The organism is Subtercola sp. RTI3, assembly GCF_035018625.1.
Lineage (GTDB): Bacteria > Actinomycetota > Actinomycetes > Actinomycetales > Microbacteriaceae > Subtercola > Subtercola vilae.
This window is the reverse complement of sequence record NZ_JASJXO010000029.1, coordinates 1-24,749: the sequence shown is the minus strand read 5'-3', so window position 1 is coordinate 24,749 and position 24,749 is coordinate 1. Positions and strand designations below refer to the sequence as shown.

Genomic DNA, 24,749 nt, shown 5'->3' with positions numbered 1-24,749 from the left:
TGACACGATGAGGGAGTGCAGATCATCAGCAGCGACATTCTCGTAGGGCGCGAGACCGACCTCGAGGCGCTCGGTGGTGCGCTCGACACTGCTCTCGGCGCGCCCACTGCTCTCAGCGCGCCCAGTGCTCTCAGCACACCCAGTGCTCTCAGCACACCCAGCGCTCTCGGCCCGCCCACGCCCCGCGCCACCGCACGGTCGACGGCAGCCGCGCTGCAGTCAGAGCAGGCGCCGCAGCCGAGTACCACCACCATTCTGTTCGGTGGCGAAGCAGGTATCGGCAAGACACGACTCGTCGACGAGTTCGTGAGCCAGCGAGTGGGTTCGCGAGCCAGGGTGCTTCGGGGCCAGTGCATCGATTTCGACTCGACGGCGCCGCCCTACGCCCCGATCATCGGAGTGCTGCGCGCGCTCGTCGGCCAGCTCGGCGCCGACCCCTTCGAAGCCGTCGCGGGGTCTTCGCGCGATGCGCTCACCGTTCTGTTGCCAGAGCTTGGCGGTCGGGTCGTGGCGCCCGAAACAGGGCAGCAGGCCGGCGCCGGGCTGCTGTTCGATGCTGTGGCGGCGACGCTCGAGAATGCTGCCGCCGAGCATCCACTGGTCGTCATCATCGAAGACCTGCACTGGGCCGACCAAGCCACGCTCGCGCTGTTGCGATTCTTGGTGCGCGTCATCGAGAATGGCCGCATTCTGTTCGTCTTCACTTTTCGAAGTGACGAATTGGCGCGCGGAGGCACGTTGAGAGCCTGGCTGCCCGAGCTCGACCGCAACCGGCGGGTGTCTCGACGCGAATTGGCCAGGCTCACTCGCCGTCAGTCGCGGCAACTCATCACCGCGCTGAACGGGGCGCCGCTTGACAGCTCCGACGTCGGCGTGATCTTCGAGCGTACCGACGGGGTTCCGTTCTTCATCGAAGAACTGGTCGGCTGCGAGGCGTACCTGAGGGCCGACAGCTTTCCTGAAACGCTGCGAGAGATTCTGCTGGCCCGCTATGAAACGATGAGTGAAGGGGCAGAGCGCCTCACCCGCTTGCTGGCCGCCGGGGGAGTGCGCGTCGAGCACGAGCTGCTCTCGCGCGTCAGCGAGCAGAGCGCCGACGAGATAGACGCCGCCGCCAGCGAGGCGGTGGCCGCGAATGTGCTGGTCGTCGACGACACGGCGTACCGGTTTCGGCACTCGCTGGTGCGGGAGGCGGTGCATGAACAGCTGCTGCCGGGCGAACGGGTGCGCTTTCACACGAGCTATGCCAACGCTCTGGGTCCCGATGACGCAACGGCGATTTCGTACCATTGGATGCTCGCTCACAATGCCCACCGGGCGTTCGAGTGGTCGATCACCGCGATGGTGCAGGCCAAGAACTCGTTCGCGTTTCTCGCAGCGGCGCGGCTCGGTGAGCGAGCCCTGGAGTTCTGGGATCAGGTGGCTGACGCCGAGGGACTTGCAGGGCGCAGCCGCGTCGAGTTACTTTCAGAGACCTCGTACCTTCTGCGAAATGCCGGCGAGAGCGAGCGCGCCATCGCTCTGATCAACGAGGCGCTCGCGCTGTGTGGGCCGTCGGGCAACGCCGAGCCCTACGCGCGAATGCTGCGAGACAAAGCCTCGTATCTCGCGAATGTGGGGCAGGTGGGGTCGATCGCGCTGCTTCGGGAGGCGCTCGACGTGCTGCACCTGCGGCCGCAGAGCGTTCTGCGCGCGAATATTCTCGGGGAGCTGGCTGCGCGACTGATGCTCGAGGCACGGTTCGACGAAGCGATCGAAACGGCCGACCGCGCGCTTGCCGAAGCTGTCGCGGTCGATGCTGAACCGCGAAAATCGGTGGCGGCCAACATTCGGGGAATCTCCCGCTTCGGTCGCGGTGACGTCGAGGCGGGGCTGGCCGACCTCGCGTTGGCGGGCCAGCTTGCCGGGGGCAACGATTCGGCACGACTGCGCTACTTCGTGAACCAGTCGGGCGCGCTCAACCTTCTGGGCCGCTTCGACGACTCGATTCGCACCGCTGAAGAGGGGGCTGAGCACGCTCGGCAACGGGGAGTCGAACGCACCTCCGGCATCATTCTGCTGTCGAACATCATTGAGCCGCTTTTCGCCCTCGGTGAGTCGACGCGGGCGAACGAGTTGCTCGAGCGCGCTCTCGAACTCGATCCGCCTATCGGATACAGCGCCCACCTCCAGCGCCTCAAACTGCGGGCGGTGCTGTGGTCGGGCGATTCGGCGCAGGCCGAACGTCTGCTGCGGGGCTGGCGAAAGGGGCTGCGGTTGCAGTTGCGCATCGACATGCAGTCCCGGCTGGGGTTTGCGGCTGTCGCCGGTGAGATAGCTCTGGCTCGGGGCGAGATTCGTGAGGCGTGGAGCGAGGTGAGCGTGCTGCTCGACAGTGAACACCGCTCGTTCGCTCCCTACGACCTCGGGGTGCTGCCGGTCGCGGCGCGTGTTCTGGCGGCCGCCCGCGGTCGCGGTATCGAGCTGGTCTCGCCGCGCTCCGCTGGTGCCGCTTCGTATTCTGGTTCTGGTTCGACTCTCGAGGCCGAACTCCGTGAGGTGCTCGCCGCCGCTGCCGCCTGGCCGACAGCGGCCGCAACGGTCGCGGTGTTCGATGCCGAGCTCGGGGGCCCGCGCGGTTCTGGAACAGACCCTGAACTGTGGATGCTCGCGGTCGCTGCCTCGGCAGCCTCCACCGCCCCGGCTCAACTCGGGCCGTACACGAAAGCTCGATTGGCCGAAGCGTACGCGAATGCGGGTGATCGGGCATCCGCTCGCCGCTGGGCCGACGAGGCGCACTCCACTGCCGACCGCATCGGCCTCACCTCGGTGGCGCAGCGGGTGATCGATCTGAAACACAGGGTCGGAGCAGAGTCGACCGGGTCGACCGGGTCGGCCGGATCAACAGGGTCAACCGGGTCGGCCGGGCGTGGGGCCGGCTCCATCGTTGACCATACGTCGCTCGACGCACTGCTCACCGAACGCGAGAGGCAGGTGCTCGTGCTCCTCGCCCAGGGTTTGAGCAACCGGCAGATCGCTGAACAGTTGTTCATCAGCACCAAGACGGCGAGTGTGCACGTGTCGAACATTCTGCGAAAGACGGGTGCCGCGACGCGCACCGAGGCCGCGTACCTTGCCCGCAGCGGGGTGTAGCCGGGCGATGCGTAGACGAGAGGCAGCACCCGGCGCGCGAACAGCCGCAGAATAGGGCGATCGCTGCATGACGCGAACCCCGCTTAGAGACGACTGTCGGTCATACCGATTCGCACTCAGGTAGGAGAAGACCATGCTGTTCATCATCGTTCTTGTCGTGTTGGCCGTTGCGGCCATCGTTGCGACGTTCATCGAGGTACTGACCGACGGGTACCGCCCCGTCGCCATGCGGCCCGGCACTCTGCGTGCAGCGGATGCGCGGCGGGCGAGGGTTCGCCGCTGAGGGTTTGACCCGGCCACCGGTGGCCGGTGGTGGCCGGGCTCAGGGCCGGTCAGGATCAGGCTCGCCGGGCATCCATTCGAGCAGTTCTGAGGTGACGAGTTCGGCGACGGCAGCAGCGAGAAGCTCGGCCGTGCGGTCGCCGGGGGCCTCGCCGTGGGCCTCGACGACCGCGGTTTCTAGCTGAGTGAGGGTTCGCGGCAGCCGGGCGTGCTCGAGAATCGTGGGGGCGATGCCCGAGATCACGCGCACAGTTGTGCCCGAGAGTGCAATGACCGAGTCGCCGTCGCGAATGATGTCGGTGGCGATGCTGCGAACGCTGGGCGTGGTTCCGCGGGCGCGCTCGGCGTCTGCGAAGAGCGAACGCACGAGGGGTACGAGGGTTTCGGCTTCGCTGTAGGTCACCTGTTGGAGGCCGCCGCACGCGGCGAAGACGGCCTGCAGGCGCTCGAGCGGGCGGTCGCGGTGCGAGAGGTAGCTGATCTGTTCGACCACTTCGCCGATCGACTCAGTGAGGCTCACGCTCCGGATGCCCGGCTCCACGTCGCTCCCCGACGCGGGTCTCCGGTCGAGAAGCAGCACGGCGACCAGCCTCAGTGCCGGCGGCGGCACCCTCAGGCCGAGGGTGGCCGGGCTCACTTGGTCTTTCCATCGCTCGGGCGGGGGCTGCTTCACCGAGAGCGGCTTGCCGTAGGGCAGCACGCTGAGGTCGTCACGCACGGCGAGGGTTTCGTCTGTGACGTAGCCGAAGGCGCGGCCGAGGGCGATGGAGGCGGTGGTCTTTCCGCGGCCCGATGGGCCGAGGAAGGCGACCACGTTGCCGGTCGCCGGGTCGGCGACCGCACCGGCGTGCAGCATGAGAAGCGAGTTGCGCTGGGCATCGATGGCCGTGCGGGTGATGAGGCCGGAGAGCTGGTCGGCGAGGGCGCGGAACGACACGGCGGTGATGACGTCTGGAGCTGGGGCTGGAGCTGGAGCTGGGGCTGGGGCTGGGGCTGGAGCGAGGCCTGGGGCTGGCTCGGCTGAGGGTGGGGGCACGGCTGCGCCGGAAGTTGCGGAGACGGGGCTCTCGAGCGGGGCATCCGGAGCGGCCGCCGAAGGGGGAGCGGTCACGATGGCACGCAACACTGTGGCGCCTTCGGGGGCCTCGCTGACGAGCTCACCAGAGCACCGGGCCCACGACTCGACGAACTGCGACACCTCGGTGGGGGTGACGCCGTCAAGCTCCACGACGAACGGCGTGCCGAGCGCGACTACCGATACGAGCGACACCATAGGTTCACGCTACCGTGCCCGCGCGTATCGCAAGATCACCGCGTGATCAGCCCGTCGGCGGCGCCGACAACCCACCGCGTTGGTAGATCAGGGTGTAGCCGGCCGAGAGCCCGCCGTCGAGGGCGGTGTTGTCGTGCCCGCTGCCGGGTATGGCTGTGTATGTTGCGTGGATTCCGGCCGCCACAGCGGCGTCGTAGTTCGTCTTCACACCCGGGATGGCCTCGGCGTCGTCAGCTCCCACAGCGAACACCGCCCACGAATCGGGGTACGTCGACTTCGACATGATGGTGGTGGGCCACACCGCCTCGTAGGCCGCCTGGTTGCCGCCGAACATCTTCTTCAGGGTCGACTTGTCGTCGACGCCCTGGTATTCATCTCCCGAGATGTCGACGAAGTTGCCGAATGTGCTGGGGTATTTCGCGCCGAAGTATGACGCGCACATGCCGCCGTTCGAGAACCCCATGATGGTCCAGTCTTTGGGATCTGAGAGCACGTTGAAGTGCGCCTTCACCCACGGAACCACGTCTTTCATGAGGTAGGTCTCGACGTTGCCTTTCGAGGTGTCGAGGCAGAGCGGGTCTTTGGTGTCGTCGCCGAGCTGGTCGGGGTTCACCACGATGGGGGCGAGGCCTCTGTTCGCCGCGGCGAGCTTGTCGAGGATGACCTTGGGGTCGTCAAGGCCGGGGCTTCCCGGTTGTCCATTCAGCTGGATGATCACCGGCAGTGCCGGCGCATTCGCCACGAGCCCCGCCGGGGGTACGTACGCGAGCGCGGTTCGTGCGATGAAGCCCGAGACGTCGTGGGGAATGTTCACCGTGCCGAGCTGACCGGTGGCGGGGAGGTCGGCCGGGGGCATCCAGCTCTCGTAGAGGGGTGCGTTCGGGTCGACGACGGGTGCCGGGGTGGGGGTTCCCGATGCCGACGGAAGTACGAGCGGCTTCGCGTTGGTGACCCCGAAGAAGGCAGCGACGGTCTTGTTGAGGCCGTAGACGGCGTTGACGCCGAGGGTTCCGGTGGCGATGAAGACCGCGATGCCGAGCACGGCGATGAGTTTGCGCCACCACCTCGAGAGCCACAGGTTGACGATGGCGAGGCCCACGGCAGCGAAGGTGAGAACGATGACGGAATCGACCAAAGGCGACAGGCGGGTGCCGAACAGGTCGAGCAGGTACACGGTGATGACGAGGGTGACGATGCCGGCCAGGGCGCCGCCGACGAGGCCGGATGCTGCGGTGACGATCCAGCGCCGGCCGGGGCGGCGGATGAGCAGGTACAGACCGAAGACGGCGGCAGTGGCCGCGAAGCCGATGATGACGGGGCCCTGCACGATGTTGAGGTTGAGTAACGAGTCGAACATGGGGCTCCTGCGGTGCGGTGCATCGACGCACGCGCGTCGTCGGCAACACAATATCGGCTGGGCCGTGCGGGAGGCTGTACGACAGGGCTGGGCTCTGTGTTCTACGCTTTGTAGACTGGGGCGAAAAGCGGCAGCACGACGGCAGGAGCGGCATGACGAGCAGAGCGGCACGGGTGCTCCGTGGGCTCATCGCCGCGGGCGTCTCGGTGTTCGTGGCCGCCCTCTCGCACGTGGCCGCCGGCGGCATGGCGCCCGGAACTGTGGGCCTCGCCCTGGCCCTCGCCTTCTCCAGCCTGGTGTGCGTGGCGCTCGCCGGCAAGCGCCTGTCGCTGCCCCGGCTGGCCCTCTCGGTGGCCTTCAGCCAGGTTGCGCTTCATCTGCTCTTCACCGTGGGCGCCGGCAGCGCTGCCCTGTCGCCCAGCGAACCGATGACCGGCGAGATGGCCGGCATGAGCCACGGCTCGGCCCTCGTCAGCATGCTCTTCGACCAGAGCGCGGCCGGAGCGGCGAGCATCGGGGCCGGCTCGGCGATGCAGCCCTGTTCATGGATGTGGCTCGCGCACGCCGTCGCCGCCCTCGTCACGATCGTGGCGCTTCGCCGTGGTGAGCTGGCGTTCTGGGGGCTGTACAACTCCGCTGCCCTTCGGGTGCGGCGGTTCAGGCAGCTGGTTTTCGTCGAACCGGCGACACCGGATGCCCGGGCGGTGCCGCACGGTACGCGGGCCCCCGATCATCCGCTCGACCTCGGCGTGTTTCTGGGTTCACTTCGGCATCGTGGCCCCCCGGTGTGGCAGCACGTCTCTGCGTAGACCCTGTTCACACTTGCCGGTCGCCCGAAGTGGCGGCTGAGAAACGGATTCACCATGAAGAAGATTTCGATCGCGCGCGCGATCTGCACCACGTCTGTTGCTTTCGCCCTCGCTGTGGGGGCTCCGCTTGCGGCCAGCGCCCACGTGCACGTCGACCCCGACCAGGCGGCGGCGGGCAGCTACAGCACTCTCACGTTCAAGGTTCCTACTGAGTCGGCCACGGCCAGCACGGTCAAACTCGAGGTCGATCTGCCCACCGACACTCCGTTCGGCAGCGTTTCGTACGAGCCGGTTGCCGGATGGACGACCGAAGTGACCTCGTCGACACTGGCCACGCCGGTGAAGACCGATGACGGCACGGTGACGGAGGCCCCCACGAAGATCACCTGGACGGCTACTGGTGCTCCCGCGGCAATCGCGCCGGGGCAGTTTCTGACGTTCGCCATCTCGGCGGGGCCCATACCCAGCACGGGAAGCATCGTGCTGCCGACGCACCAGACGTATTCTGATGGCAGCGTGGTCGACTGGGCCGAGCCGACGCCCGCTTCGGGGGTGGAACCGGAGAACCCGGCACCGACGGTGTACGTGAACGATGCGCCGCCGGTTGCGGCTGCTTCTTCGGGTGCCGGTGCTGGTGCGTCGGTGACGGCGACGGCGTCGCCGGGGGCTGCGGGAGCCGTCATGACGCAGGGGGCTGGCACGACTGCTGCTGCGGCGACGGGCGACGGTACGTCGGCGCTCGCGATCGGGCTCGGAATCGCGGGGCTGGCGCTCGGCGCCATCGCGCTCGTCGTCGCGGTGCTCGCGGTGACGAAGAAGCGCGGGGCGAACGTTGCGTAGTCGACGTACGGTTGCTGGGGTTCTGCTCGGTGCTGCGCTTGCGGGCGCGCTCGCTTTGGTTCCCGTGACCAGCGCCAGCGCCCACGACTACCTGGTGAGCAGCACGCCCACGGCCGACTCCACGGTCACGACGCCCCTCACCTCGGTCTCGCTGACGTTCAACGACCTGGTGCTCGACCTTTCGGGTGACAGCTCGTCGGCGATTCTCGAGGTGACGGGGCCGGATGCCCAGACCACGCACTACGAGACGGGGTGCGCGAGCATCCTGAGCCACGACGTGAGCGTGCCCGTGGCGCTGGGGGCAGCTGGCCGGTACACGATGACGTGGCAGATCGTGTCGTCAGACGGGCATCCGGTGTCGAATTCGATCGGGTTCACGTACAGCCCGCCCGCCGGAACCGCCGCGGCGATGGGCAGTGCCACCGCGCCCTCGTGCGGCGGGGCAGTCGACAATTCGCGCATCACGGCGCTGCCGAACGCGGCAGCGGGCGGGTCTGAGGCGGGGGTGAATGCGGTGCTGATCGTGTCGATTGCGGGTGTGATCGTGCTGCTCGCCATTGCGGGGGTCGCCGTTGTTCTCGTTCGTGCGCGGCGACGGGAACGGGCCTCGAAAAAACTCTGAAATCTTTTCAGAGTCGACCAATCCGATGGGGGGAGGGTTTCGAATCCCTTCCTGTGCAGAGAGTGAAGGCTCTAACTGCGATGGGGCCCGCACCTCTGCACACTTCTAGAAGTCAAGCGTTCTGTGCTGCTGACACCCCTCAGCCGCATGGAGCGCTTGATTTTGTTAACCCCGGTACGCGTAGCTTGCGCGACATTCGAAAGTATGTTCGAATGAGGGCATGCGGTGGAGTGGGCAGCAACTGGGTGTCGAGAACGACTCCGCCCTGCCCGGGCTCGCGCGGCTGAACAACCTGGTGCGTTCGGTTCAGACGCCCGAGTTCGCCGGGATGACCTTTCACGAGGTGGTGGCGAAGTCGGCGCTGAACAAGGTTCCGGGCCAGAGCGCCATGCCGTTCGGGTACACGATCAACCCCTACCGGGGCTGCAGTCATGCCTGCACGTACTGCTTCGCGAGACCCACGCACACATACCTCGACCTCGATGCCGGCACCGACTTCGACAGCCAGATCATCGTGAAGATCAACGTGGCCGAGGTGCTGCGGCGCGAGCTTGCGAAGCCCAGCTGGGGGCGGCATCCGGTGGCGCTCGGAACAAACACCGACCCGTACCAGCGGGCAGAGGGCCGCTACAAGCTGATGCCCGGCATCATCGAGGCGCTCGCGGCATCGGGCACGCCGTTCTCCATCTTGACCAAAGGTACGCTGCTGCGACGCGACCTCGGGTTGCTGGTCGAAGCGTCGCGGGCGGTTCCGGTCGACATCGCCATGTCGATCGCGGTGTACGACGACGAGCTGCAGCAGTCGATCGAGCCGGGCACGCCGTCGGCCAAGGCGCGGCTGGCCACGGTGCGGGCGGTTCGGGATGCCGGGCTTTCGTGTTCGGTTTTTCTGATGCCGATCATCCCGCACCTCACCGACACCACCACACACCTCGACCGTGCGCTGGCGATGGTGAAAGAGGCCGGGGCGACCGGCGTCATGTACTCGGCGCTGCACTTGCGGCCCGGGGTGAAGCCCTGGTTCATGCAGTGGCTGGGGCGGGAGCATCCGGAGCTCGTGGCGGAGTACCGCTCGATGTACTTCGGGGCGTCGTCGTATGCGCCGAAGGAGTACCGCGCGTGGCTGGGACGGCGCATTCGGCCGCTCATGGCGCGGCATCGGCTCGACGGCGTGGAGGAGGGGTCGGGGGTGGCGCTGGCGGGCGCTCCGGGGCTGAAGTGGGCCGATGTGGCGAGCAGTACGGGCCGGTTCGACTCGTCGCGGTCGGCACATCGTCGTGATGCTTCTGTGCCTAACGGCGATGGTGCAGACGGCACGGCTGGGGCTGGACATCCGCCCACCCTGTTCTGAGGGCTTTAAGGTTGACAGGTGGCAAAACTCTATTTTCGGTACGGGGCTATGAACAGCGGCAAGAGCACGGCGCTGCTTCAGGCCGCCTACAACTATGAAGAGCGTGGGCACCGCGTGCTCATCACGAAGCCGGCGACCGACACGAAAGGCGACCACGGTATCGTGTCGCGGCTCGGAGTGAACCGCGCGGTCGACTTTCTCATCGAGCCGGGTCAGTCGCTGCGTGAGGCGTTCTGGAGTCGGGCCGAAGCCGCTCCCGGCCCCGAACCCGTCAGCTGCCTGCTCATCGATGAGGCGCAGTTTCTGTCGCGTTCGCAGGTCGACGATGCCTTGCGCATCGCGTTGGTCGACGGCATCCCGGTTCTCGCGTACGGCATTCGCACCGACTTTCTGACCGCTGCGTTCCCGGGCAGCCGGCGCCTGCTCGAAGTCGCGCACAGCCTCGAAGAACTCAAGACCATCTGCCGCTGCGGCCGCAAAGCCATCTTCAACGCCCGCCTCGTGAACGGCTTCTTCGTCTTCGACGGTGACCAGGTCGCCATCGACGGTGACCACGTGACCTACGAGTCGCTCTGCGGCGCCTGCTACCTCGAGGAGAGCGACGGTCGCCTCGGCGACTCCGTGAGCGTCTGACGTCGCGCCGCGTGACCGTTGACGTCGGATGAAGTTGAGAATAAGTTGGTATTGGGCATAAGGTGAGGGGTCATCACTTCGGGGCACTCTGCCCGGGGGCCGCACCACGCTGGGAGTCTCGTGTCTGCTTCGTCTACGCATCGCATGCCGTCGTTCGGGCATGTGATCGCCGTCGCCGCTATCGGATCGATCGCGCTGGTCGGATCGCTTGCAGCAGTGGCGATGAACGCCGCGGCATCCGTTCCCACGATCGGCACGACAGCGTTGGTGAGTGCTCACCTGCCGGCGGGCGGCAACGCCGACTCAGCCGTCTCCGCAATTTCTTCGAACGGGCGCTTTGTTGCGTTCGGTTCAACCGCGACGACCCTGACCTCGTCTGACTCCCACGGCCACCGACAGATCTTTCGCCGCGACACACTCACGGGCGAAATAGTGCTCGTGAGTGTGAATCTCACCGACGGTACGGGTGTGAACAACGACACCCAGTCGCCGAGTATCTCAGCCGACGGGCGATTCGTCTCGTATCTCACAGCGGCCACCGATGCCGTCACCGAAGATACCGGGGGTCACATCCAAGCGTTTGTCAGAGACCTGACGACCTCCACCACCATCTTGGCCAGCGTGAGCCAGACGGCCACGCCGGTAGGTGCCTCAGATGACGTGCTGCAGGCCGTGATCTCGGCAGACGCACACGACATCGCGTTCACGACAGCCGCGAGCAATCTGACGAGCGTCAGTACACATGGCTATTCGCAGGTCTTCGAGCGCGACGTGACAGCACATGCCACCTCGATGATCAGCCTGAGTGACGCTGGAATTCCGTCGGGCGGCGCTGGCGACTGCGTGGCCGGACTGGCGATCTCGAATGACGGGAGTCGTATTGCCTTCGCCTCGGCCGCGACAGACCTGACGCCTTTCGCCACCCACAAATTTCGGCAGATCTATGTTCGAGACACAACTGCCTCTGCCACAACTCTCGTCAGCCTCGACAGAACCGGGTCGTCGGGAGCCGATGGCGACTCGGTGGGCGTGGCGATCTCGGAGAACGGAATCGTGTCGTTCTCTTCGTCAGCCACCGATCTCACCACCATTGCCACGGGCGGGCATCAGCAGGTGTATCGCCGTGACGTGGGCGCCGGATCCACCACGCTGCTGAGCCGCTCGACGGCAACCACACCGAGCGGGGGCGACTCTGACGCGGGCGGAATCGACATCAGCATCTCTAACGACGGAGGTCTCGTCACGTTCAGCTCGACTGCGACTGACCTCACTGATCCGCCTCAGGCAGGCCACGCTCAAGTTTATTCTGCCGGCCTGTCAGGAGCGCCCGTCGTGCTCAGCCGGCGGGTGGGCTCGACGGCAGCAGGTGGTGACGACAATTCGTTCGGGGCTGTGGTGTCAGCGGACGGGTCGACGGTGACGTTCACTTCTGCGGCGAACGACGTCAGCTCCACTTCGTCGAATGGGTACCTTCAGGTTTACGCCGAAAAGGTCACGACCGGCACCACTGTCATGATGAGCACCGACCAGGCGGCGAATGCGATGGGTGGCGGAAACGCAGACTCGGTGCAGAGCTTCGTATCTCAGAACGGTCGCTTCGTCGCGTTCAACTCGAATGCGACCGACCTGGTGGTGGTGGCGACCGCCAGCCACCGGCAGGGTTACCTCCGTGACCAGTCAACCGGTGTGACGATTCTCGTGACGGCGGCCGCCGGCTCGGTCGACGGCGCAAACAGCGATTCAGAGGTCACGTCGATCTCGGCCGATGGTCGGTACGTGGTCTTCGAATCGGGTGCGACCGATCTGACCGCGGTGCCGAGCGGTGGCCACAGCCAGATCTATGTGCGCGACACCGTGTTGAATATGACGAGCCTTGCCAGCGTGGCGGGAGTAGGCGTCGTGACTCCCACCGGAGCCAATGGTGATTCGCAATTCGGTGAGATCTCGGCCGATGGAAGCCATCTGGTCTTCGACTCGAAAGCTACAGACCTCACCTCAGACGCGACGGGCGGCTATGCGCAAGTGTTTGTGCGTGACCTCGTATCGGGCTCGACTCGACTAGTGTCAACGAGCATTGCGGCGGCTGCGACCGGCATGAATGCCGATGCGGGTGGGGCACCATCGATTTCGGGTGACGGGGGCCTTGTGGTCTTCGCCACGCTCGCGAGCGATGTGACGAACATCGCGCCGGGAGCGTCGTCGCAGGTTTACGTGGCGGATGCGGCAGGCGGCCGGGCCAGACTGCTGAGCACGGCGCCCGGCAGCTCGTCGACTGCCGGTGATGGTGATTCGGTTCTGCCCGTGATCTCAGCCGACGGAACAACGGTCGCTTTTACGTCGAGGGCGCACCTTACAAGCACGGCAAACGGCGGGCACGCGGAGGTCTATCTCGAACGGCTGGCGAGCAGCGAACCGCAGATGATCAGCCTGGATCCGGCGGGTACGAGGGCGGCCGATGCCGATGCGGTTGCGACATCGGTCTCGGTGAATGGCGATTACGTACTGGTTCTCAGTGGTGCGGGCAACCTGTCGACGAAGCCCCCTTCGGGAAAGTCACAGGCGTACCGGTGGTCGGCGATTGCGCACGCGCTGGAGCTGGTCAGCGTCGACGCTGCTGGCGCTGCGGGTGCTCTCGACACGGTGATCGGCACGCTGTCTGCTGACGGCCTGCACGCAACGATGACAAGCTTCGCTCCACTCACGGGTGAACCGTCGACGCACCTGCAGGTGTTCGAACGTTCGCTGGCCGTCGCGGTGCCGCCTTCTACGCCCACTCCTACTGAGACGCCCACTCCCACGACGACGTCTCAGCCTCCGGTGCCGGGTGGCGGTACGGGCGGGGGCTCCGGCGCAACAGGCGGTAGCGGGTCTGGTGGTAGTGGGCTTGGCGGTAGCGGATCGGATGGCAGCGGTGCGGGCGGCTCGGGGGGAGCCCTCGCTCAAACGGGGCTCGACGTCGCGCCCGTGGCGGCAGGCGGGCTCGTCGCGGTCGTCGCAGGCCTCACCATTGCTACTTTCGGCATTCTTCGGCGCCGCACGCTCTCTCCTCGTGCCACCCCGCGATCGGGCGGCTCTGCGCGACGTTGAGTTGCGCCCACGTGTCGATTTGGGCGGTGGAAGCAGCCGCAGGGCGCAACTCAACCACCGTTGAGTCGCATTTCGAAAAGCCTCGAGGGCATGGGTGCGCGAGGAGGGCTATAGCGCGCGGCCGCGACGAAGGGCCGCGATGAAGCCACCCACGAAGGAGTCGCCGAGGCCGATGGTGGTGGGGGTGGGGTCGTCGAGCTGAAAGGCGGGGATGCAGACAATGGTTCGTGCAGCACCCAAGGGCGCGGATGCGTCGGGCAGGGCGGGCTCGGGCGTGGCCGCCTCGGGCGGGGCGCCGGGTGCCGAAACCGCCGGTGTGGCGGCCCCGGCCATAGCCGGAGGCGCCGCAGGCGAGAGCGCCGCCGCGACGATAGCCCCGGCGGGGCTGACGCGCTCGGCGGCCATGCCGTCGTAGTCGGCGCGGGTGAAGCCGTCGCCGAAGCGGTAGCGGGTGCTCGCCATGAGGATGCCCCCACGCAGTGCCTCGCGGTAGAGCTCGGGGCGTTCGCCGATGGCGGCGCTGAAGTATTTGGTGTGCACAATCAGGTGACGTGCGGGGATAAGGCGGGCAACGTCGTCGAGCGCAGAGCGCACGGCGTGCGGGTCGAGCAGGTCGACCGGGTGGCCGAGGTGGGTCTCGAGTTCGTCTTCGTTCAGCGAGTACACGTCGATGGCGTCGAGCAGCGCGGCGCGCACGCGCGGGCTGAATTCGGGGCGGTGAAAGCCTGAGTCTTCGTAGAACACGGTCGAGCCGGGGGCCAGGCGAGACAGGGCTGAGCGCAGCTGGTCGAGGCGCTCGTCGAGGGCCTGGGCATCCTGCATCGAATTGAAGCCGGAGATGAGAAAGAGGGTCGCGGTGCTGAGTGCCGACGGCAGTTCGTCGCTGAGGTAGAGGGTCTGGTTGGGCGGGTCGTTCGAGTAGATGAGTCGGTTGGCATGGGTCGCGGTGAGCAGGGTGCCGCCGAGGCAGACGGTGGCTCCGACGGGAAACTGGATGATCAGGTGCGGGTCTGTGGTGTCGGTGACGGCGCTGCTGATGAAGTCGATTCCCGGCGGCAGCAGGCGCCGCACGTGGTCGTCGATGCTGACCAGGTGCAGCGTGCTGGTGACGCCGAGCACCCTCATGGCCAGCGCCGCCCGCACACCGGTGCCACCGAGGGTGACTCGGCTGGTGAAGCGGGCGGCGAAGGTTTCGACGATGCCGGAGGAGGCGACGAAGCGCTCTCCTCCGGAACCGGTCTTGAGCATCGCGAGAACCGACACCAGAAGGTCGCGTTCCGTGATGATCGGATGATCGGTGGTGAGCTCCGACACCGTGACGCCGTACTCGGCGGCGAGGCCTTCGAGAACAGCGGAGTTCCAGTCGATTTCGTAGTCGACCGTGCCGCCCAGGCCCAGTACGGTTTCGGAGCTCACCATGGCGGCTAGTACAGCTCAGCCTTGCCGGCGGCGTTGAAGAGGTCGATCTTGTGTGCGGCGACCTTCTTCATGGCAGCGATGGCCGGCGGCTGAATGGTATTCGGCTCGCGGAGGCTCTTGTTAGCGAGTTCAAGACGCATGGCGTCGTGGTATGCCGCCTTGATGTCGCTCGAGATGTTGATCTTGTTGATGCCGTATTTCACGGCCTCGGCGATCTCGGAGTCGGGGTTGTTCGACCCGCCGTGCAGCACCAGGGGGATGGGCAGCAGAGCCTTGATCTGCTGCAACAGGTCGATGCGGAGCTTCGGCTCGAGGTCTTGCGGGTACAGGCCGTGGCTCGTTCCGATGGCGATGGCCAGGCTGTCGACGCCGGTCAGCTTGACGAAGTCGACGGCTTCTGCGGGAACGGTGTAGATGATCTCCCCGCCCTCTTCGGCCTCTTCGTCGAGCTTACCGATCGTACCCAGTTCGCCCTCGACCGAGAGGCCGACGTCGTGCGCCGTGTCGACGACGCGCTTGGTCACGGCCACGTTCTCGTCGAACGGGAGCATCGACTTGTCGATCATCACCGACGTGAAGCCGGCCTGAATCGCCGTGAGCATCTGCTCGTACGAGCCGCCGTGATCCCAGTGGATGGCCACGGGAACGCTCGACTTGTGGGCACGCTCGCGAATGGCGAGAATCGCCTCGACGCCAAGGTGGCTGACCTCATCCGGGTGAATGGCGATGATCATCGGGGCGTTCTTTTCTTCGCTGATCTCGAAGAGGCCGTTCATCATGGCGTAATCGCTGACATTGAACGCCGGCACGGCGAAGTTGTTGGCATTCGCGACAGCGAGTAGGTCTTTACCGTTCATCAACATTGCGGGTATTGCTCCTTAGTGGGGGATGGTGCGACGGATGCCGCGAAGCTCAGGTTTTGACTGAGCCAGAGGTGAGGCCACCGATGAAGTAGCGCTGAAAAACGAGGAAGAGAATGAGAACCGGGATGCTGCCGAGAATGGAGATGGCCATCATCTGGTTCCAGTGGTAAGTGTTCTGGCCGATCAGCAGCTGGATTCCGACGGGCACCGTACGCAGGTCGTTGGTGCGCGTCAGGGTCAGTGCGAACAGGTACTCGTTCCACGAGATCATGAACGTGTACACCGCGACAGAGACGATGCCGGGCACTGAGATGGGTACGAGGATGCGCCACAGCGCTGTCCACGCACCGGCCCCGTCGACCTTGACAGCTTCGTCGAGCTCTTTCGGCAGGGTGTTGAAGTACGCCGTCATCATGATGATCGCGTAGGGCAGCGTGAACACGATGTAGGTGAGAATCAGGCCGGCATAGGTGTTGTACAGACCGAGCGAGACCATCAACCCGAAGAACGGGATGATGAGCGCGATCGGCGGCACAGCCTGGGTGCCGATGATGATGACGTTCAGCACCTTCTTGCCACGAAACTCGTACCGACTGAACGCATATGCCGCCAGGATGGCGAACACCACTGTGAGCGCGGTCACCGAGAGTGCGACGACGTAGCTGTTGATGAAGAAACGAATCTCTTCGGGGTCGCCCAGCACGGCGAGGTAGGCATCGAAGCTGAACCCCTCGGTGATGAGTTTCGGCGGGTACGCGAAGATCTCGGTGTTCGTCTTGAACGAGCTGATGAGCATCCAGAACACCGGGAAGCCAGCAAAGACACCGCCGGCCAGCAGACCGATGGCGAGCGCGATGCGCAGCCCGATCTTGCGCGGGCGGCGGTGAGGTGTGACGGTAGCCATGTCAGCTCTCCGATCGTTGTGAGCGCACGTAGAAGATGGCGACGATGAGCGAGAAGATCAGCACGATCACGGCGCTCGTTGCGGCCATCGAGAAGTCGAAGCCCGTGAAGGCGAGCTTGTAGGTGAAGGTGCTCAGCATCTCGGTGACGCTGATGGGCCCGCCGCCGGTGGTGAGCCAGATGAGGGCGAACTGCTGGGTGGTCCAGAGCACATCGAGCATGGCCATCGAGATGATGATGGGCCGCAGTTGCGGCAGCGTGACACTCAGAAACTGTTGGAATCCGGATGCACCGTCGACCCGTGCCGCCTCATACAGATCAGCGGGCACGCCCTGGAGGCCTGCGAGAAGGCTGATCATGAAGAACGGATACCCCGCCCAGATGTTCATGACCGTCACGGCGAACAACGCTGCTCCCGGGTCGCCGAACCAGGCGATGGGGCTGCCGGCGAGGTGAACGGCCTGCAACAGGTAGTTGACGACGCCCTGCGGGTCGAGCAGCAACCGCCACAAGACGGCGATGATCGCCGCTGTGAACAGCCACGGCAGAATATAGATGACCCTGAAGATGGCTCGTGGCACCGAACCCAGTAGCCGCGAGTTGAGCATCAGTGAGAAGCCCAACCCGATGAGCAGATGGGCGACAACGCTCGAGACGGTGAAGACGAGAGTGTTGAGGGCCGCGTTCCAGAAGTCTGGGTTCGTGAGGAGCGTGACGTAGTTGGTGATGCCGGTGAACGGTGCATCTTTGCTGGTGATCGAGCCGGTCGAGACCGAGTAGCTGATCACCAAGACGATGGGCACCACCATCAGTGCGATGAGGAGAATCGCGGTGGGGGCGACGAATCCGTAGGGAGTGGCTTTTCTCGCCAGCCGCGACGATCCGAACCGCGACGATACTCGCCCTGTTCGTAGAGCTGTCATGACCGTTCTTTCTTCAAGAGGGGGCGGTCGCGCCACAGAATCTGTGAGACCTGTGGCGCGACCGAACTGCACCGGTGTGGCTCGGCGGGCTAGAAGGCTTTCTTCCAGCTCGCCTGGGTTGCCGAGAGCATGTCGCTCACACTGCCGTCACCGTTCAGGGTCTTCTGAAAAGCGGTGTCGAAGTCGCGCATGAGCTGGTCGGAGGTGGGCAGGCCTACGAACTCATTGGCGGGGTAGCCGGCCTGGTAGATCTTGAAGGCCTGTTCGTACAGCGGGTCAGACCCGGTGAAGTCGGGCGTCGCCGTGCTGTTGCCGGGGAAGCCGTGGGCCAGGCTCGACACGTTGGCGTTCACCTCTTTGCTCATCAGGTACTGCACGAACTTCCACGCTTCAGCCTTGTGAGCCGACTTGTCTGAGACACCGATGCCCCAGGATGCGTACGGAATGCCGCGTTTGCCCGTGTAACCATCTGTCGCCGGAATGGCGGAGATGCTGAACTTCAGGTTCGGGTTCGCCTTCTGAATGGTCGTGATGTGCGCCAGCGAGTCGACCATCATGCCGACCTGGCCGTTCGTGAACTGGGTGACCTTGTCGGGCTCCTGCAGCGTGAACGTGCCGTCAGCGACAACCTTCGCGTCGTAGAGCGACTTCACGTAGTTGACGGCACTCGAGACGCCGTCGTTGGTGAGGTCGGGCTGACCGTCTTTCATCATGCTGCCGCCCGATGCCCAGAGCCACGACATGACATCGTTCTGTACACCGTTGGGGTTCGTTGTTCCCAGCGGCAGGATCCAGCCCTTCGCTGAGGTCTTGGCCGTAATCGCCTTGGCGGCGGCCAGAAACTCGTCTCGCGTCGCCGGCGGAGTCGTGACCCCGGCCTGTGCGAGCAGAGCGTCGTTCGTGAATAAGGGGTACACGAAGTTGACCACAGGGATCATGTACGTGGAGCCTTTGATCTGCACCTGGCTTGAAAGCTGGCTGGCATCGTAGTTGGTCGACGTCATCTCGGTGCTGAGGTTGTCGAGGGCGCCCTGTTTGACGAGGTTGTTCACCCAGGCACCGTCGAGGCCGACAACGTCGGCCAGGGTGCCAGAGACGCCGGCAGTTGTGGTCTGGTCTTGCAGCGTGGAGTACGGCTGGGTGAGGAGGTTGACCGTGATGTTGGGGTTCGCGGCCTCAAAACTGGTGACGATCTTCTGCAGATCGCCGTCGGGGAGCTCAGAGCCCCACCACTGGGAGAAATCGATGGATACTTTGCCATCTGCACTTGTTGACCCCCCGCCGCCGCTACTGCATGCGGTGGCGAGTAGTACCGTCATCGTCGCGAGGGCTACCCCTGCGATTTTGACCCGACGGCCTCGAGCGACGTTGCTCATGTTCATCCAATCTTCGGTGATTGCGGTTGCGGTAAGAACTATTGCTGTTTTATGCGGATTAGCGCAGAATCTGATGTTATTCGCTGATTGATGCGGCGTCAATAAGGAAATAGCAGCAAAATACAGCAAATGTCGGCTCGATCGGATGCCGAATGCTGAGTGTGCGCCCTTTGGGTGTCAAGAAACGCATAAATACGCGCACGAGCGCAACAAGCTGCTAGACATACCTGTATGAGCGAGAGTCTTGCATTCGAGAAGAGTGCGCAAACCGTCCGTCTGCCTGCGGGCCGCAAGGCCGAGATCGCCGCGTTCGTGACGGAGGTCGACCAGGTCACCGTTGCCATGCTCTCGGCACGCTTCGGTGTGTCGTCAGACACGATTCGCCGTGACCTTGACCACCTGGATGCTGATGGCATTCTGGTGCGAACCCACGGCGGGGCGGTGAGCCGGTCTGCCATGCTCGTCACCGAGAAGAAGCTCGATGTGCGCATGCAGCTGCACACCTCGGCAAAAGAGAAGATCGGTGAGCTTGCTGCGAACCTCGTCGACAATGCATCGGTGATCATGATCAACGCGGGCACGACGTGCCTGGCCGTGGCCCGGCACCTTGGCAACCATCGCGAACTCACCATCGCAACCAACAACCTGCGGGTTCCGGCGGAGGTGTCGCCCAAAGCGGTGAATGACCTCTACCTGTTCGGCGGCGCCGTTCGGCTGGCCGGCCAGTCGACCGTCGGGCCCGTTAGCTTTCGGGTCGCTGGCCGTGACAGCGACCTCGAGCTGCGCTGCGACCTCGCGCTGATCTCGGTCGGTGCGGTCTCGGCCGACGGGGGATACTCGACCAGCAATGTGGGCGAGGCCGTGATGATGGGCGAAATGATCTCACGGGCATCCCGCGTAGCCATCCTCGCCGACTCGTCGAAGTTCGGTGCGCCCCTGTTCGCGCGCATTGCCGATCTCGGCAGTGCAGACTACCTCGTGACCGACAAGGAGCCGCCAGCCGACATCGCGGCTGCGCTGCAGCGACACGGAGTGACGGTCATCCTGCCCGACGGTGTGTGACGGCGCTAGCGGGTGACGGCTGCCACCACCAGTGCAGCGGTACCACCGGCCACCAGAACGACGGCGGCGACCCTAACGGCCAGATTGTGCGTGAAGCGTTGCCACGGAGTGCTGAGCTCCGGGCGGTAGAACTGGCCGCGCCGGTGAGCCTTCTTCTCGCGGTTCGCGCTCGAACCGCGAGTTTTGGCTTCTGGTGTGTGATTGCTCATCGAAAACGCTTTCATTACGGTGGTTCTGTAAGGCCACGATAAGAAATTCGGAGTAGGCGTGGGAACGGATTGGTTGCAAAAGAAAAAGGGCCGGGAATGATCCCGGCCCTTACATTTGTCGGGGTAACAGGATTTGAACCTGCGACCTCGTCGTCCCGAACGACGCGCGCTACCAAGCTGCGCCATACCCCGATCGATACCCGGGCTGTTTTACCGGCCCGAACAACCTATTTAGAATAGCTGATTTTTCTGACGTTCATTGCACGGGGGTCAAGGTCAGCAGGGTTGCCTCAGGAAGGCAGGCAAACCGTACGGGGGCATAGATGGATGTTCCGAGCCCGGCTGAGACGTTCAGGTAGGCCGAACGGCGGCCGTTTCGCCACGTGCTGAGCCCCTTCACCTGTCTGCGCGGAATATCGCAGTTGGTGACCAGGGCACCGAAACCCGGCACGCAGACCTGGCCGCCGTGTGTGTGGCCCGCGAACATGAGCTCGGCGCCGTTGTTGACGAACGAGTTCAGTACGCGCTGGTAGGGCGCATGAGCCACGCCGATGGTGAGGGTCTGGCCTGTTCCCTGGCGGGGGGAGTTCTCGTTGCGGTTCGAGTCGTCATCGTTCTCTTCGCGCATCTCGTCGAGGGCGCGGGGAATGAGGGCGAGCTTGTCGTACTGCCGGTGGGGGTCGTCGACGCCGAAGAACTCGATGTGGGTGCCGTTGATGTCGAGGGTTGCCGCTTGATTGTTGAGATCTTTCCAACCAAGGGCGGCAAAAATGGCCTGCTCGCGTTCGAGGTCGAGCTTCACCGGCTCCGTCGACGAGTTGGATGGGCCCATGAAGTACCGGAACGGGTTGCGAAAGCCGGGTGCCCAGTAGTCGTTGCTGCCGTTCACGAAGACACCGGGGATGCCGTGCAAAGGTGCGAGGGTATGGGTGAGGGCGTCGTAACTTTCGGTGTGCCCAAGGTTGTCGCCGGTGTTGACGATGAGGTCGGGTTCCAGGGCCGCGAGAGCGCGCACCCAGCGCTGCTTCTCGTGCTGCCAGGGGGCGAGATGCAGGTCGCTGAGGTGCAGCACGGTGAGCGGTGTCGCGCCGCGCGGGAGTACGGGGGCATCCACTCTTCGTAGCGTGAAGAGGTTACGTTCGACAAGCGTGCCCCATGCGAGCGCACCCATCCCGGCGGCCGCTGACCACCCAAGGGTGGTCAGCGCCGCACGGGCGACAGGCGTCACCGCAGTCTTACTTCTTCGGGCAGACCACAACAGCGACGGGGGTCGTCGACTTGTTGTAGGAGCCCGCGCCGGGGTTCTGGCTGACGATGGTGTCACTCGTGCACTTCGGGTCTGGGCTCACTGTGGTGGTGACGTTCCAGCCGGCCAGGGCTGCGGCGGCGGCTGCCGTGGATTGGCCGGTGGTGTCACCGAGCGGGGTGAGCTTGCCGTTGCTGGTGTAGGCGGTGACGCTGGAGCCCTTAGCCACGCTGGAACCGGCCGACGGGTTGGTGTTTGCGACCTGACCCGCGGGTTTGTCGGAGTCGACCTGGCCGCCGTCACTGAAGCCGAAGCCCGCTGATGTGAGTTTGGACTGGGCCTGGTCGATGGTGCCGCCGGAGACGTCGGGAACGGTGGCCGTTGCCGTCTTGGTGAGGCTCGAGTCGGGCTGTGGGAAGCTGTCGCCGCCGTAGGCGTCTGCTGTGCCCTTGTAGAACTGCTTCCAGACGTAAAGGCGAGAATAACCGCTGCCAACGGCCTGCCCGTTGTTACCCGTGACGGTGGTGTGCCTGATCGAGACGTTGCCGTTCACGTTTCCGACCCATGAAGCTGAGACCAGCTTCGAGGTGCCACCGACAATCCAGACGTCTTTCTCAGCGTCAGTAGTACCAGTCTTGCCGAAGTGCGGGGTGCCGTCGTTCGGATTTCCTGTCGTGGCCGTACCGTTCTGCACGACGCTCTGCATCGCGTACATCGCTGCAGCGGCGATCTTGGGGTCAATGGCCTGCGTGCAGGTCGTCTGTGGCACTGCGACGGCGGTGCCGGTCGCATCGGTGATGCTCGAGATGGCGACGGGGGTGCAGAAGGCGCCTTTATTGGCAACGCCTGCGTAGGCGGCGGCCATAGTGAGAGGCGCGACTTCGTTGCCGCCGAGGACGGTGGCGTAGAGCCCTGTATCCATTGGGGTGCCATTAGCTCGATGCATCCCAAACGAAGTTGCGATGGCGTTGATGTCACAGAGGTCGAGTTGGGTAGCCATGTTCAGGAAGGCATTGTTGACGGAGTCGTCGAACTGGGTGAGAACGGATGCTCGCCCCCCAGCTTCTCCCGCGTCGTTACCTGCGACGTATCCCTCGACTGGTGCGCCGGCCCCGCAACTGTTGTGGATGTTGCTGGTCGTGAACTTCTGGTTGTTCGCGCCGTTGACGATGTCGCCCAGTGAATGGCCCGTTTTCAACCAGTCGAGTATGACGAAGATTTTGCTCGTCGACCCGTTCTGAAAGCCCGTTGAGCCACCGAAAGCAGAGTCGGTGCTGTAGTTCACCGCTGTGTTTGTCGCAGGATCGGCCGATGGGTCTTGGCTGTAGGTCTTGTTCTGAGCCATGGCCAGAATCTTGCCGGTACCGGGTTCAACCGTCACGAACGCGCCACCGATGTCGACGCTGCTCATCGACTGGGGCACGTAATCACTGACAGCTGTGTTGGCGGCAGCCTGAAGGTTCGTGTCGAGGGTCGTATAGATCTTGTAACCACCGGTGTTCAGATTGTGGTCACGCTCATCTTGGGTGGCACCGAAGGTGGGGTCTTGCTCGATGATGCGCTTCACGTAGTCGCAGAAGAAACCGGCGCCGTTCGAGGCGGTTTGGCAGCCGGTGGAAGGCGGTGTGATGTGCGGCTCGACAGGAGTGGCGACGGCAGCGTCGAACTCGGTCTGCGAGATGGCGTGCTCTTTGAGCATCGACGCGAGAACGTCTTTGTCTCGCCGGTCTTTGTTGGCCTGGATCTTGGTGGGATCGTCGATGCGAAGACCCTCAGGTTCGTTGACCATGGCGGCGAGGCTCGCGGCCTGCGCGATGGAGAGCGAGTCGGCGTTGACGTTGAAGAAGTACCGTGAAGCCGCCTGGATGCCGTAGATCTGGCCTCCGAAGAGTGCGATGTTCATGTAGCCGAGCAGGATGTCGTCTTTCGAATACTCCTTCTCGAGACCGATGGCAAGCTTCATCTCTTTGAGCTTGCGGTCTGTCGTGGTGGCCGTGGCGTCGTCGTAGGCGGCCTTCTGGGCGACCGGGTCGGAGATGGCCTCGGCGCGTTGCACCAGGATGTTCTTCACATACTGCTGCGAGATGGTCGAGGCGCCCGAGGTGATACCGCCCGACACGGTGTTCGCGACGAGTGCGCGAACGGTGCTCTGAACATCCATGCCCCCGTGCACATAGAAACGCGGGTCTTCTGTTGACACGATGGCGTCTTTGAAGTTCTGCGAGATGTCGGTCCAGCCGACCGTCTGGCGGTTCTGGTCGAAGAACGAGGCGAGCAGCACGTCAGAGCCGTCGGCGTTCTTCGCATAGATGCTGGAGGTCTGTGAGAGAGCGTCGGGCTTGATGTAGCTCGGGAGGTTCTCGAAGACGCCGATGGTGTTGTTCGCGGCGAGACCGGTGACGGCGAGAGCGGGCGTGACCATAGCTGTGACCAAGACACCAGCGATGGCGCTAATGCCTACTAGGCCCAGTAAGGCTCCGACCGCGCCGCTAACCTTACGTTTGGGGGCAGACATATGATCGACCCTAGGTGACAAACCTGAAAAAGTGCCAGAAGGAGACCCCGTGACTACGTGGGAATACGTGACCACACCGCTGATGATTCACAATACGGCGGCCATTCTGAACAACTGGGGCTCTGACGGGTGGGAGCTCGTTCAGATCGTCACCAATGAGCAGGGCGGCATTGTGGCCTATCTGAAGCGGCCGTTGCAGGGTGCTGAGCCAGCCGCTGCCGCTGCGTCGGCTGCCGCTGCGGCCGGCTCGTGGAAGACCGAAGGCGACGCGTCATGAGCACTGTGAGCGAGAGGCTCGCCGAGCTGGGAATTGAGATTCCGGCTGTGTCGCCGCCGGCCGGGGCGTACACGCCCGCTGTCATTGCGGGGTCGATGGTCTACACGGCCGGGCAGCTGCCGTTTGTGAACGGGGTGCTCAGCCAGACCGGCAAGGTCGGGGTTCTGGGCGGCTCGAGTGGAGCATCCGGTGCCGGCGCCATGTCGTCGGGCGGCGCGCTGCGTCTCGTCGACCCGTCAGATGCGAAGGCGTTCGCCCAGACGGCCGCGATCAACGCTCTGGCCGCGGTGCAGAGCGTGATCGGCTCGCTCGATCGGGTGACGCAGGTGGTCAAGGTCACCGGTTTCGTGGCGTCAGACCCGTCGTTCACCGGTCAGCCGGGCGTGATCAATGGCGCCTCGGAGTTCTTGGTCGACGTGTTCGGGGCGGCGGGCATCCACGCTCGTTCGGCTGTGGGTGTCGCCGTTCTGCCGCTCGACTCGCCCGTCGAGGTGGAGCTCATCGTCGCGTTCGAGTGACCGGATGCCCGGGGCCGGGTTGCCCGTGCCCCCGGCTCCCGGCCTCCCGCCC

Annotated in this window: 21 protein-coding genes and 1 tRNA gene; 11 read left to right on the top strand and 11 right to left on the bottom strand. The window is 64.6% G+C overall.

Annotation, left to right across the window (positions count from 1 at the left end):
• Positions 1-15: 15 nt before the first annotated feature.
• Both QN358_RS11740 and QN358_RS11735 read left to right on the top strand, forming a co-directional pair.
• Positions 16-3,132: a helix-turn-helix transcriptional regulator gene (locus QN358_RS11740; protein WP_323512458.1), complete on the top strand. Its 3,117-nt coding sequence runs from the start codon at positions 16-18 to the stop codon at positions 3,130-3,132.
• Positions 3,133-3,265: 133 nt separating this feature from the next.
• Positions 3,266-3,415: a hypothetical protein gene (locus QN358_RS11735; RefSeq protein WP_323512457.1), complete on the top strand. Its 150-nt coding sequence runs from the start codon at positions 3,266-3,268 to the stop codon at positions 3,413-3,415.
• 39 nt (positions 3,416-3,454) lie between these two features.
• Here QN358_RS11735 and QN358_RS11730 read toward each other — a convergent pair whose 3' ends face one another.
• Positions 3,455-4,687 carry a hypothetical protein gene (locus QN358_RS11730; protein WP_323512456.1) on the bottom strand — a complete coding sequence of 411 codons (1,233 nt, stop codon included), beginning with the start codon at positions 4,685-4,687 and terminating at the stop codon, positions 3,455-3,457.
• A 46-nt stretch (positions 4,688-4,733) separates the two neighbouring features.
• Positions 4,734-6,044: an alpha/beta hydrolase gene (locus tag QN358_RS11725; RefSeq protein ID WP_323512455.1), complete on the bottom strand. Its 1,311-nt coding sequence runs from the start codon at positions 6,042-6,044 to the stop codon at positions 4,734-4,736.
• A gap of 152 nt (positions 6,045-6,196) precedes the next feature.
• On the opposite strand from QN358_RS11725, the gene QN358_RS11720 reads away from it, so the two are divergent.
• The 6 genes from QN358_RS11720 to QN358_RS11695 all read left to right on the top strand — a co-directional run bounded on the left by QN358_RS11720 (position 6,197) and on the right by QN358_RS11695 (position 13,386).
• Positions 6,197-6,853: a hypothetical protein gene (locus QN358_RS11720; RefSeq protein WP_323512454.1), complete on the top strand. Its 657-nt coding sequence runs from the start codon at positions 6,197-6,199 to the stop codon at positions 6,851-6,853.
• Between the two features lie 54 nt (positions 6,854-6,907).
• Positions 6,908-7,693, top strand: coding sequence for a YcnI family protein (locus QN358_RS11715; protein ID WP_323512453.1), 786 nt, complete (start codon positions 6,908-6,910; stop codon positions 7,691-7,693).
• Positions 7,686-8,315, top strand: a complete 630-nt coding sequence (locus tag QN358_RS11710) for a copper resistance CopC family protein (RefSeq protein ID WP_201799291.1) — start codon at positions 7,686-7,688, stop codon at positions 8,313-8,315. Before QN358_RS11715 ends, QN358_RS11710 begins: the two co-directional genes overlap by 8 nt.
• A gap of 220 nt (positions 8,316-8,535) precedes the next feature.
• Complete coding sequence (locus QN358_RS11705; protein WP_323512452.1) at positions 8,536-9,666, top strand: Rv2578c family radical SAM protein; 1,131 nt, start codon at positions 8,536-8,538, stop codon at positions 9,664-9,666.
• An 18-nt stretch (positions 9,667-9,684) separates the two neighbouring features.
• Positions 9,685-10,299, top strand: a complete 615-nt coding sequence (locus QN358_RS11700; RefSeq protein ID WP_323512451.1) for a thymidine kinase — start codon at positions 9,685-9,687, stop codon at positions 10,297-10,299.
• A gap of 120 nt (positions 10,300-10,419) precedes the next feature.
• Entirely contained in the window at positions 10,420-13,386 is a 2,967-nt protein-coding gene (locus QN358_RS11695; RefSeq protein WP_323512450.1) for a hypothetical protein, read from the top strand.
• Between the two features lie 108 nt (positions 13,387-13,494).
• On the opposite strand, the gene QN358_RS11690 is transcribed toward QN358_RS11695, so the two are convergent.
• The 5 genes from QN358_RS11690 to QN358_RS11670 form a co-directional block, all read right to left on the bottom strand.
• Positions 13,495-14,805, bottom strand: coding sequence for an ADP-dependent glucokinase/phosphofructokinase (locus QN358_RS11690; protein WP_323512449.1), 1,311 nt, complete (start codon positions 14,803-14,805; stop codon positions 13,495-13,497).
• A gap of 5 nt (positions 14,806-14,810) precedes the next feature.
• On the bottom strand, positions 14,811-15,668 hold the full coding sequence (locus tag QN358_RS11685; protein ID WP_136642319.1) for a ketose-bisphosphate aldolase: 858 nt from the start codon (positions 15,666-15,668) through the stop codon (positions 14,811-14,813).
• A 49-nt stretch (positions 15,669-15,717) separates the two neighbouring features.
• The gene (locus QN358_RS11680) at positions 15,718-16,572 is read right to left on the bottom strand and encodes a carbohydrate ABC transporter permease (RefSeq protein ID WP_323512448.1); all 855 of its coding nucleotides are present in this window, start codon (positions 16,570-16,572) and stop codon (positions 15,718-15,720) included.
• A 1-nt stretch (position 16,573) separates the two neighbouring features.
• Entirely contained in the window at positions 16,574-17,494 is a 921-nt protein-coding gene (locus QN358_RS11675; protein ID WP_323512447.1) for a sugar ABC transporter permease, read from the bottom strand.
• Between the two features lie 89 nt (positions 17,495-17,583).
• The gene (locus QN358_RS11670; RefSeq protein ID WP_323512446.1) at positions 17,584-18,870 is read right to left on the bottom strand and encodes a sugar ABC transporter substrate-binding protein; all 1,287 of its coding nucleotides are present in this window, start codon (positions 18,868-18,870) and stop codon (positions 17,584-17,586) included.
• A 231-nt stretch (positions 18,871-19,101) separates the two neighbouring features.
• Here QN358_RS11670 and QN358_RS11665 point away from each other — a divergent pair, with 231 nt between their 5' ends.
• Positions 19,102-19,932, top strand: a complete 831-nt coding sequence (locus tag QN358_RS11665) for a DeoR/GlpR family DNA-binding transcription regulator (protein ID WP_136642315.1) — start codon at positions 19,102-19,104, stop codon at positions 19,930-19,932.
• Between the two features lie 5 nt (positions 19,933-19,937).
• Here the strand turns inward: QN358_RS11665 and QN358_RS11660 are convergent, their stop codons facing one another.
• From QN358_RS11660 to QN358_RS11645, 4 genes are all read right to left on the bottom strand, one after another.
• The gene (locus tag QN358_RS11660) at positions 19,938-20,141 is read right to left on the bottom strand and encodes a hypothetical protein (RefSeq protein ID WP_323512445.1); all 204 of its coding nucleotides are present in this window, start codon (positions 20,139-20,141) and stop codon (positions 19,938-19,940) included.
• Between the two features lie 118 nt (positions 20,142-20,259).
• A tRNA-Pro gene (locus tag QN358_RS11655) sits at positions 20,260-20,333 on the bottom strand.
• Positions 20,334-20,397: 64 nt separating this feature from the next.
• Positions 20,398-21,312, bottom strand: a complete 915-nt coding sequence (locus QN358_RS11650; RefSeq protein ID WP_323512475.1) for a metallophosphoesterase — start codon at positions 21,310-21,312, stop codon at positions 20,398-20,400.
• Between the two features lie 64 nt (positions 21,313-21,376).
• Positions 21,377-23,809 (bottom strand): transglycosylase domain-containing protein, encoded by a 2,433-nt coding sequence (locus QN358_RS11645; protein ID WP_323512444.1) that lies wholly within the window; start codon positions 23,807-23,809, stop codon positions 21,377-21,379.
• Between the two features lie 142 nt (positions 23,810-23,951).
• On the opposite strand from QN358_RS11645, the gene QN358_RS11640 reads away from it, so the two are divergent.
• Both QN358_RS11640 and QN358_RS11635 read left to right on the top strand, forming a co-directional pair.
• On the top strand, positions 23,952-24,179 hold the full coding sequence (locus tag QN358_RS11640) for a DUF4177 domain-containing protein (RefSeq protein ID WP_136642312.1): 228 nt from the start codon (positions 23,952-23,954) through the stop codon (positions 24,177-24,179).
• Positions 24,176-24,697, top strand: coding sequence for a RidA family protein (locus QN358_RS11635; RefSeq protein WP_323512443.1), 522 nt, complete (start codon positions 24,176-24,178; stop codon positions 24,695-24,697). The genes QN358_RS11640 and QN358_RS11635 overlap by 4 nt, the downstream gene beginning before the upstream one ends.
• Positions 24,698-24,749: the final 52 nt, after the last annotated feature.

Excerpts from the sequence above, each read along its gene's own strand:
- QN358_RS11670 (WP_323512446.1), bottom strand. The coding sequence starts at position 18,870 with ATGAGCAACGTCGCTCGAGGCCGTCGGGTCAAAATCGCAGGGGTAGCC.
- QN358_RS11665 (WP_136642315.1), top strand. The coding sequence starts at position 19,102 with ATGAGCGAGAGTCTTGCATTCGAGAAGAGTGCGCAAACCGTCCGTCTG.
- QN358_RS11735 (WP_323512457.1), top strand. The coding sequence starts at position 3,266 with ATGCTGTTCATCATCGTTCTTGTCGTGTTGGCCGTTGCGGCCATCGTT.
- QN358_RS11675 (WP_323512447.1), bottom strand. The coding sequence starts at position 17,494 with ATGACAGCTCTACGAACAGGGCGAGTATCGTCGCGGTTCGGATCGTCG.
- QN358_RS11720 (WP_323512454.1), top strand. The coding sequence starts at position 6,197 with ATGACGAGCAGAGCGGCACGGGTGCTCCGTGGGCTCATCGCCGCGGGC.
- QN358_RS11730 (WP_323512456.1), bottom strand. The coding sequence starts at position 4,687 with ATGGTGTCGCTCGTATCGGTAGTCGCGCTCGGCACGCCGTTCGTCGTG.
- QN358_RS11680 (WP_323512448.1), bottom strand. The coding sequence starts at position 16,572 with ATGGCTACCGTCACACCTCACCGCCGCCCGCGCAAGATCGGGCTGCGC.
- QN358_RS11690 (WP_323512449.1), bottom strand. The coding sequence starts at position 14,805 with ATGGTGAGCTCCGAAACCGTACTGGGCCTGGGCGGCACGGTCGACTAC.
- QN358_RS11715 (WP_323512453.1), top strand. The coding sequence starts at position 6,908 with ATGAAGAAGATTTCGATCGCGCGCGCGATCTGCACCACGTCTGTTGCT.
- QN358_RS11650 (WP_323512475.1), bottom strand. The coding sequence starts at position 21,312 with ATGGGTGCGCTCGCATGGGGCACGCTTGTCGAACGTAACCTCTTCACG.
- QN358_RS11685 (WP_136642319.1), bottom strand. The coding sequence starts at position 15,668 with ATGTTGATGAACGGTAAAGACCTACTCGCTGTCGCGAATGCCAACAAC.
- QN358_RS11725 (WP_323512455.1), bottom strand. The coding sequence starts at position 6,044 with ATGTTCGACTCGTTACTCAACCTCAACATCGTGCAGGGCCCCGTCATC.
- QN358_RS11660 (WP_323512445.1), bottom strand. The coding sequence starts at position 20,141 with ATGAGCAATCACACACCAGAAGCCAAAACTCGCGGTTCGAGCGCGAAC.
- QN358_RS11645 (WP_323512444.1), bottom strand. The coding sequence starts at position 23,809 with ATGGTCACGCCCGCTCTCGCCGTCACCGGTCTCGCCGCGAACAACACC.
- QN358_RS11705 (WP_323512452.1), top strand. The coding sequence starts at position 8,536 with ATGCGGTGGAGTGGGCAGCAACTGGGTGTCGAGAACGACTCCGCCCTG.
- QN358_RS11635 (WP_323512443.1), top strand. The coding sequence starts at position 24,176 with ATGAGCACTGTGAGCGAGAGGCTCGCCGAGCTGGGAATTGAGATTCCG.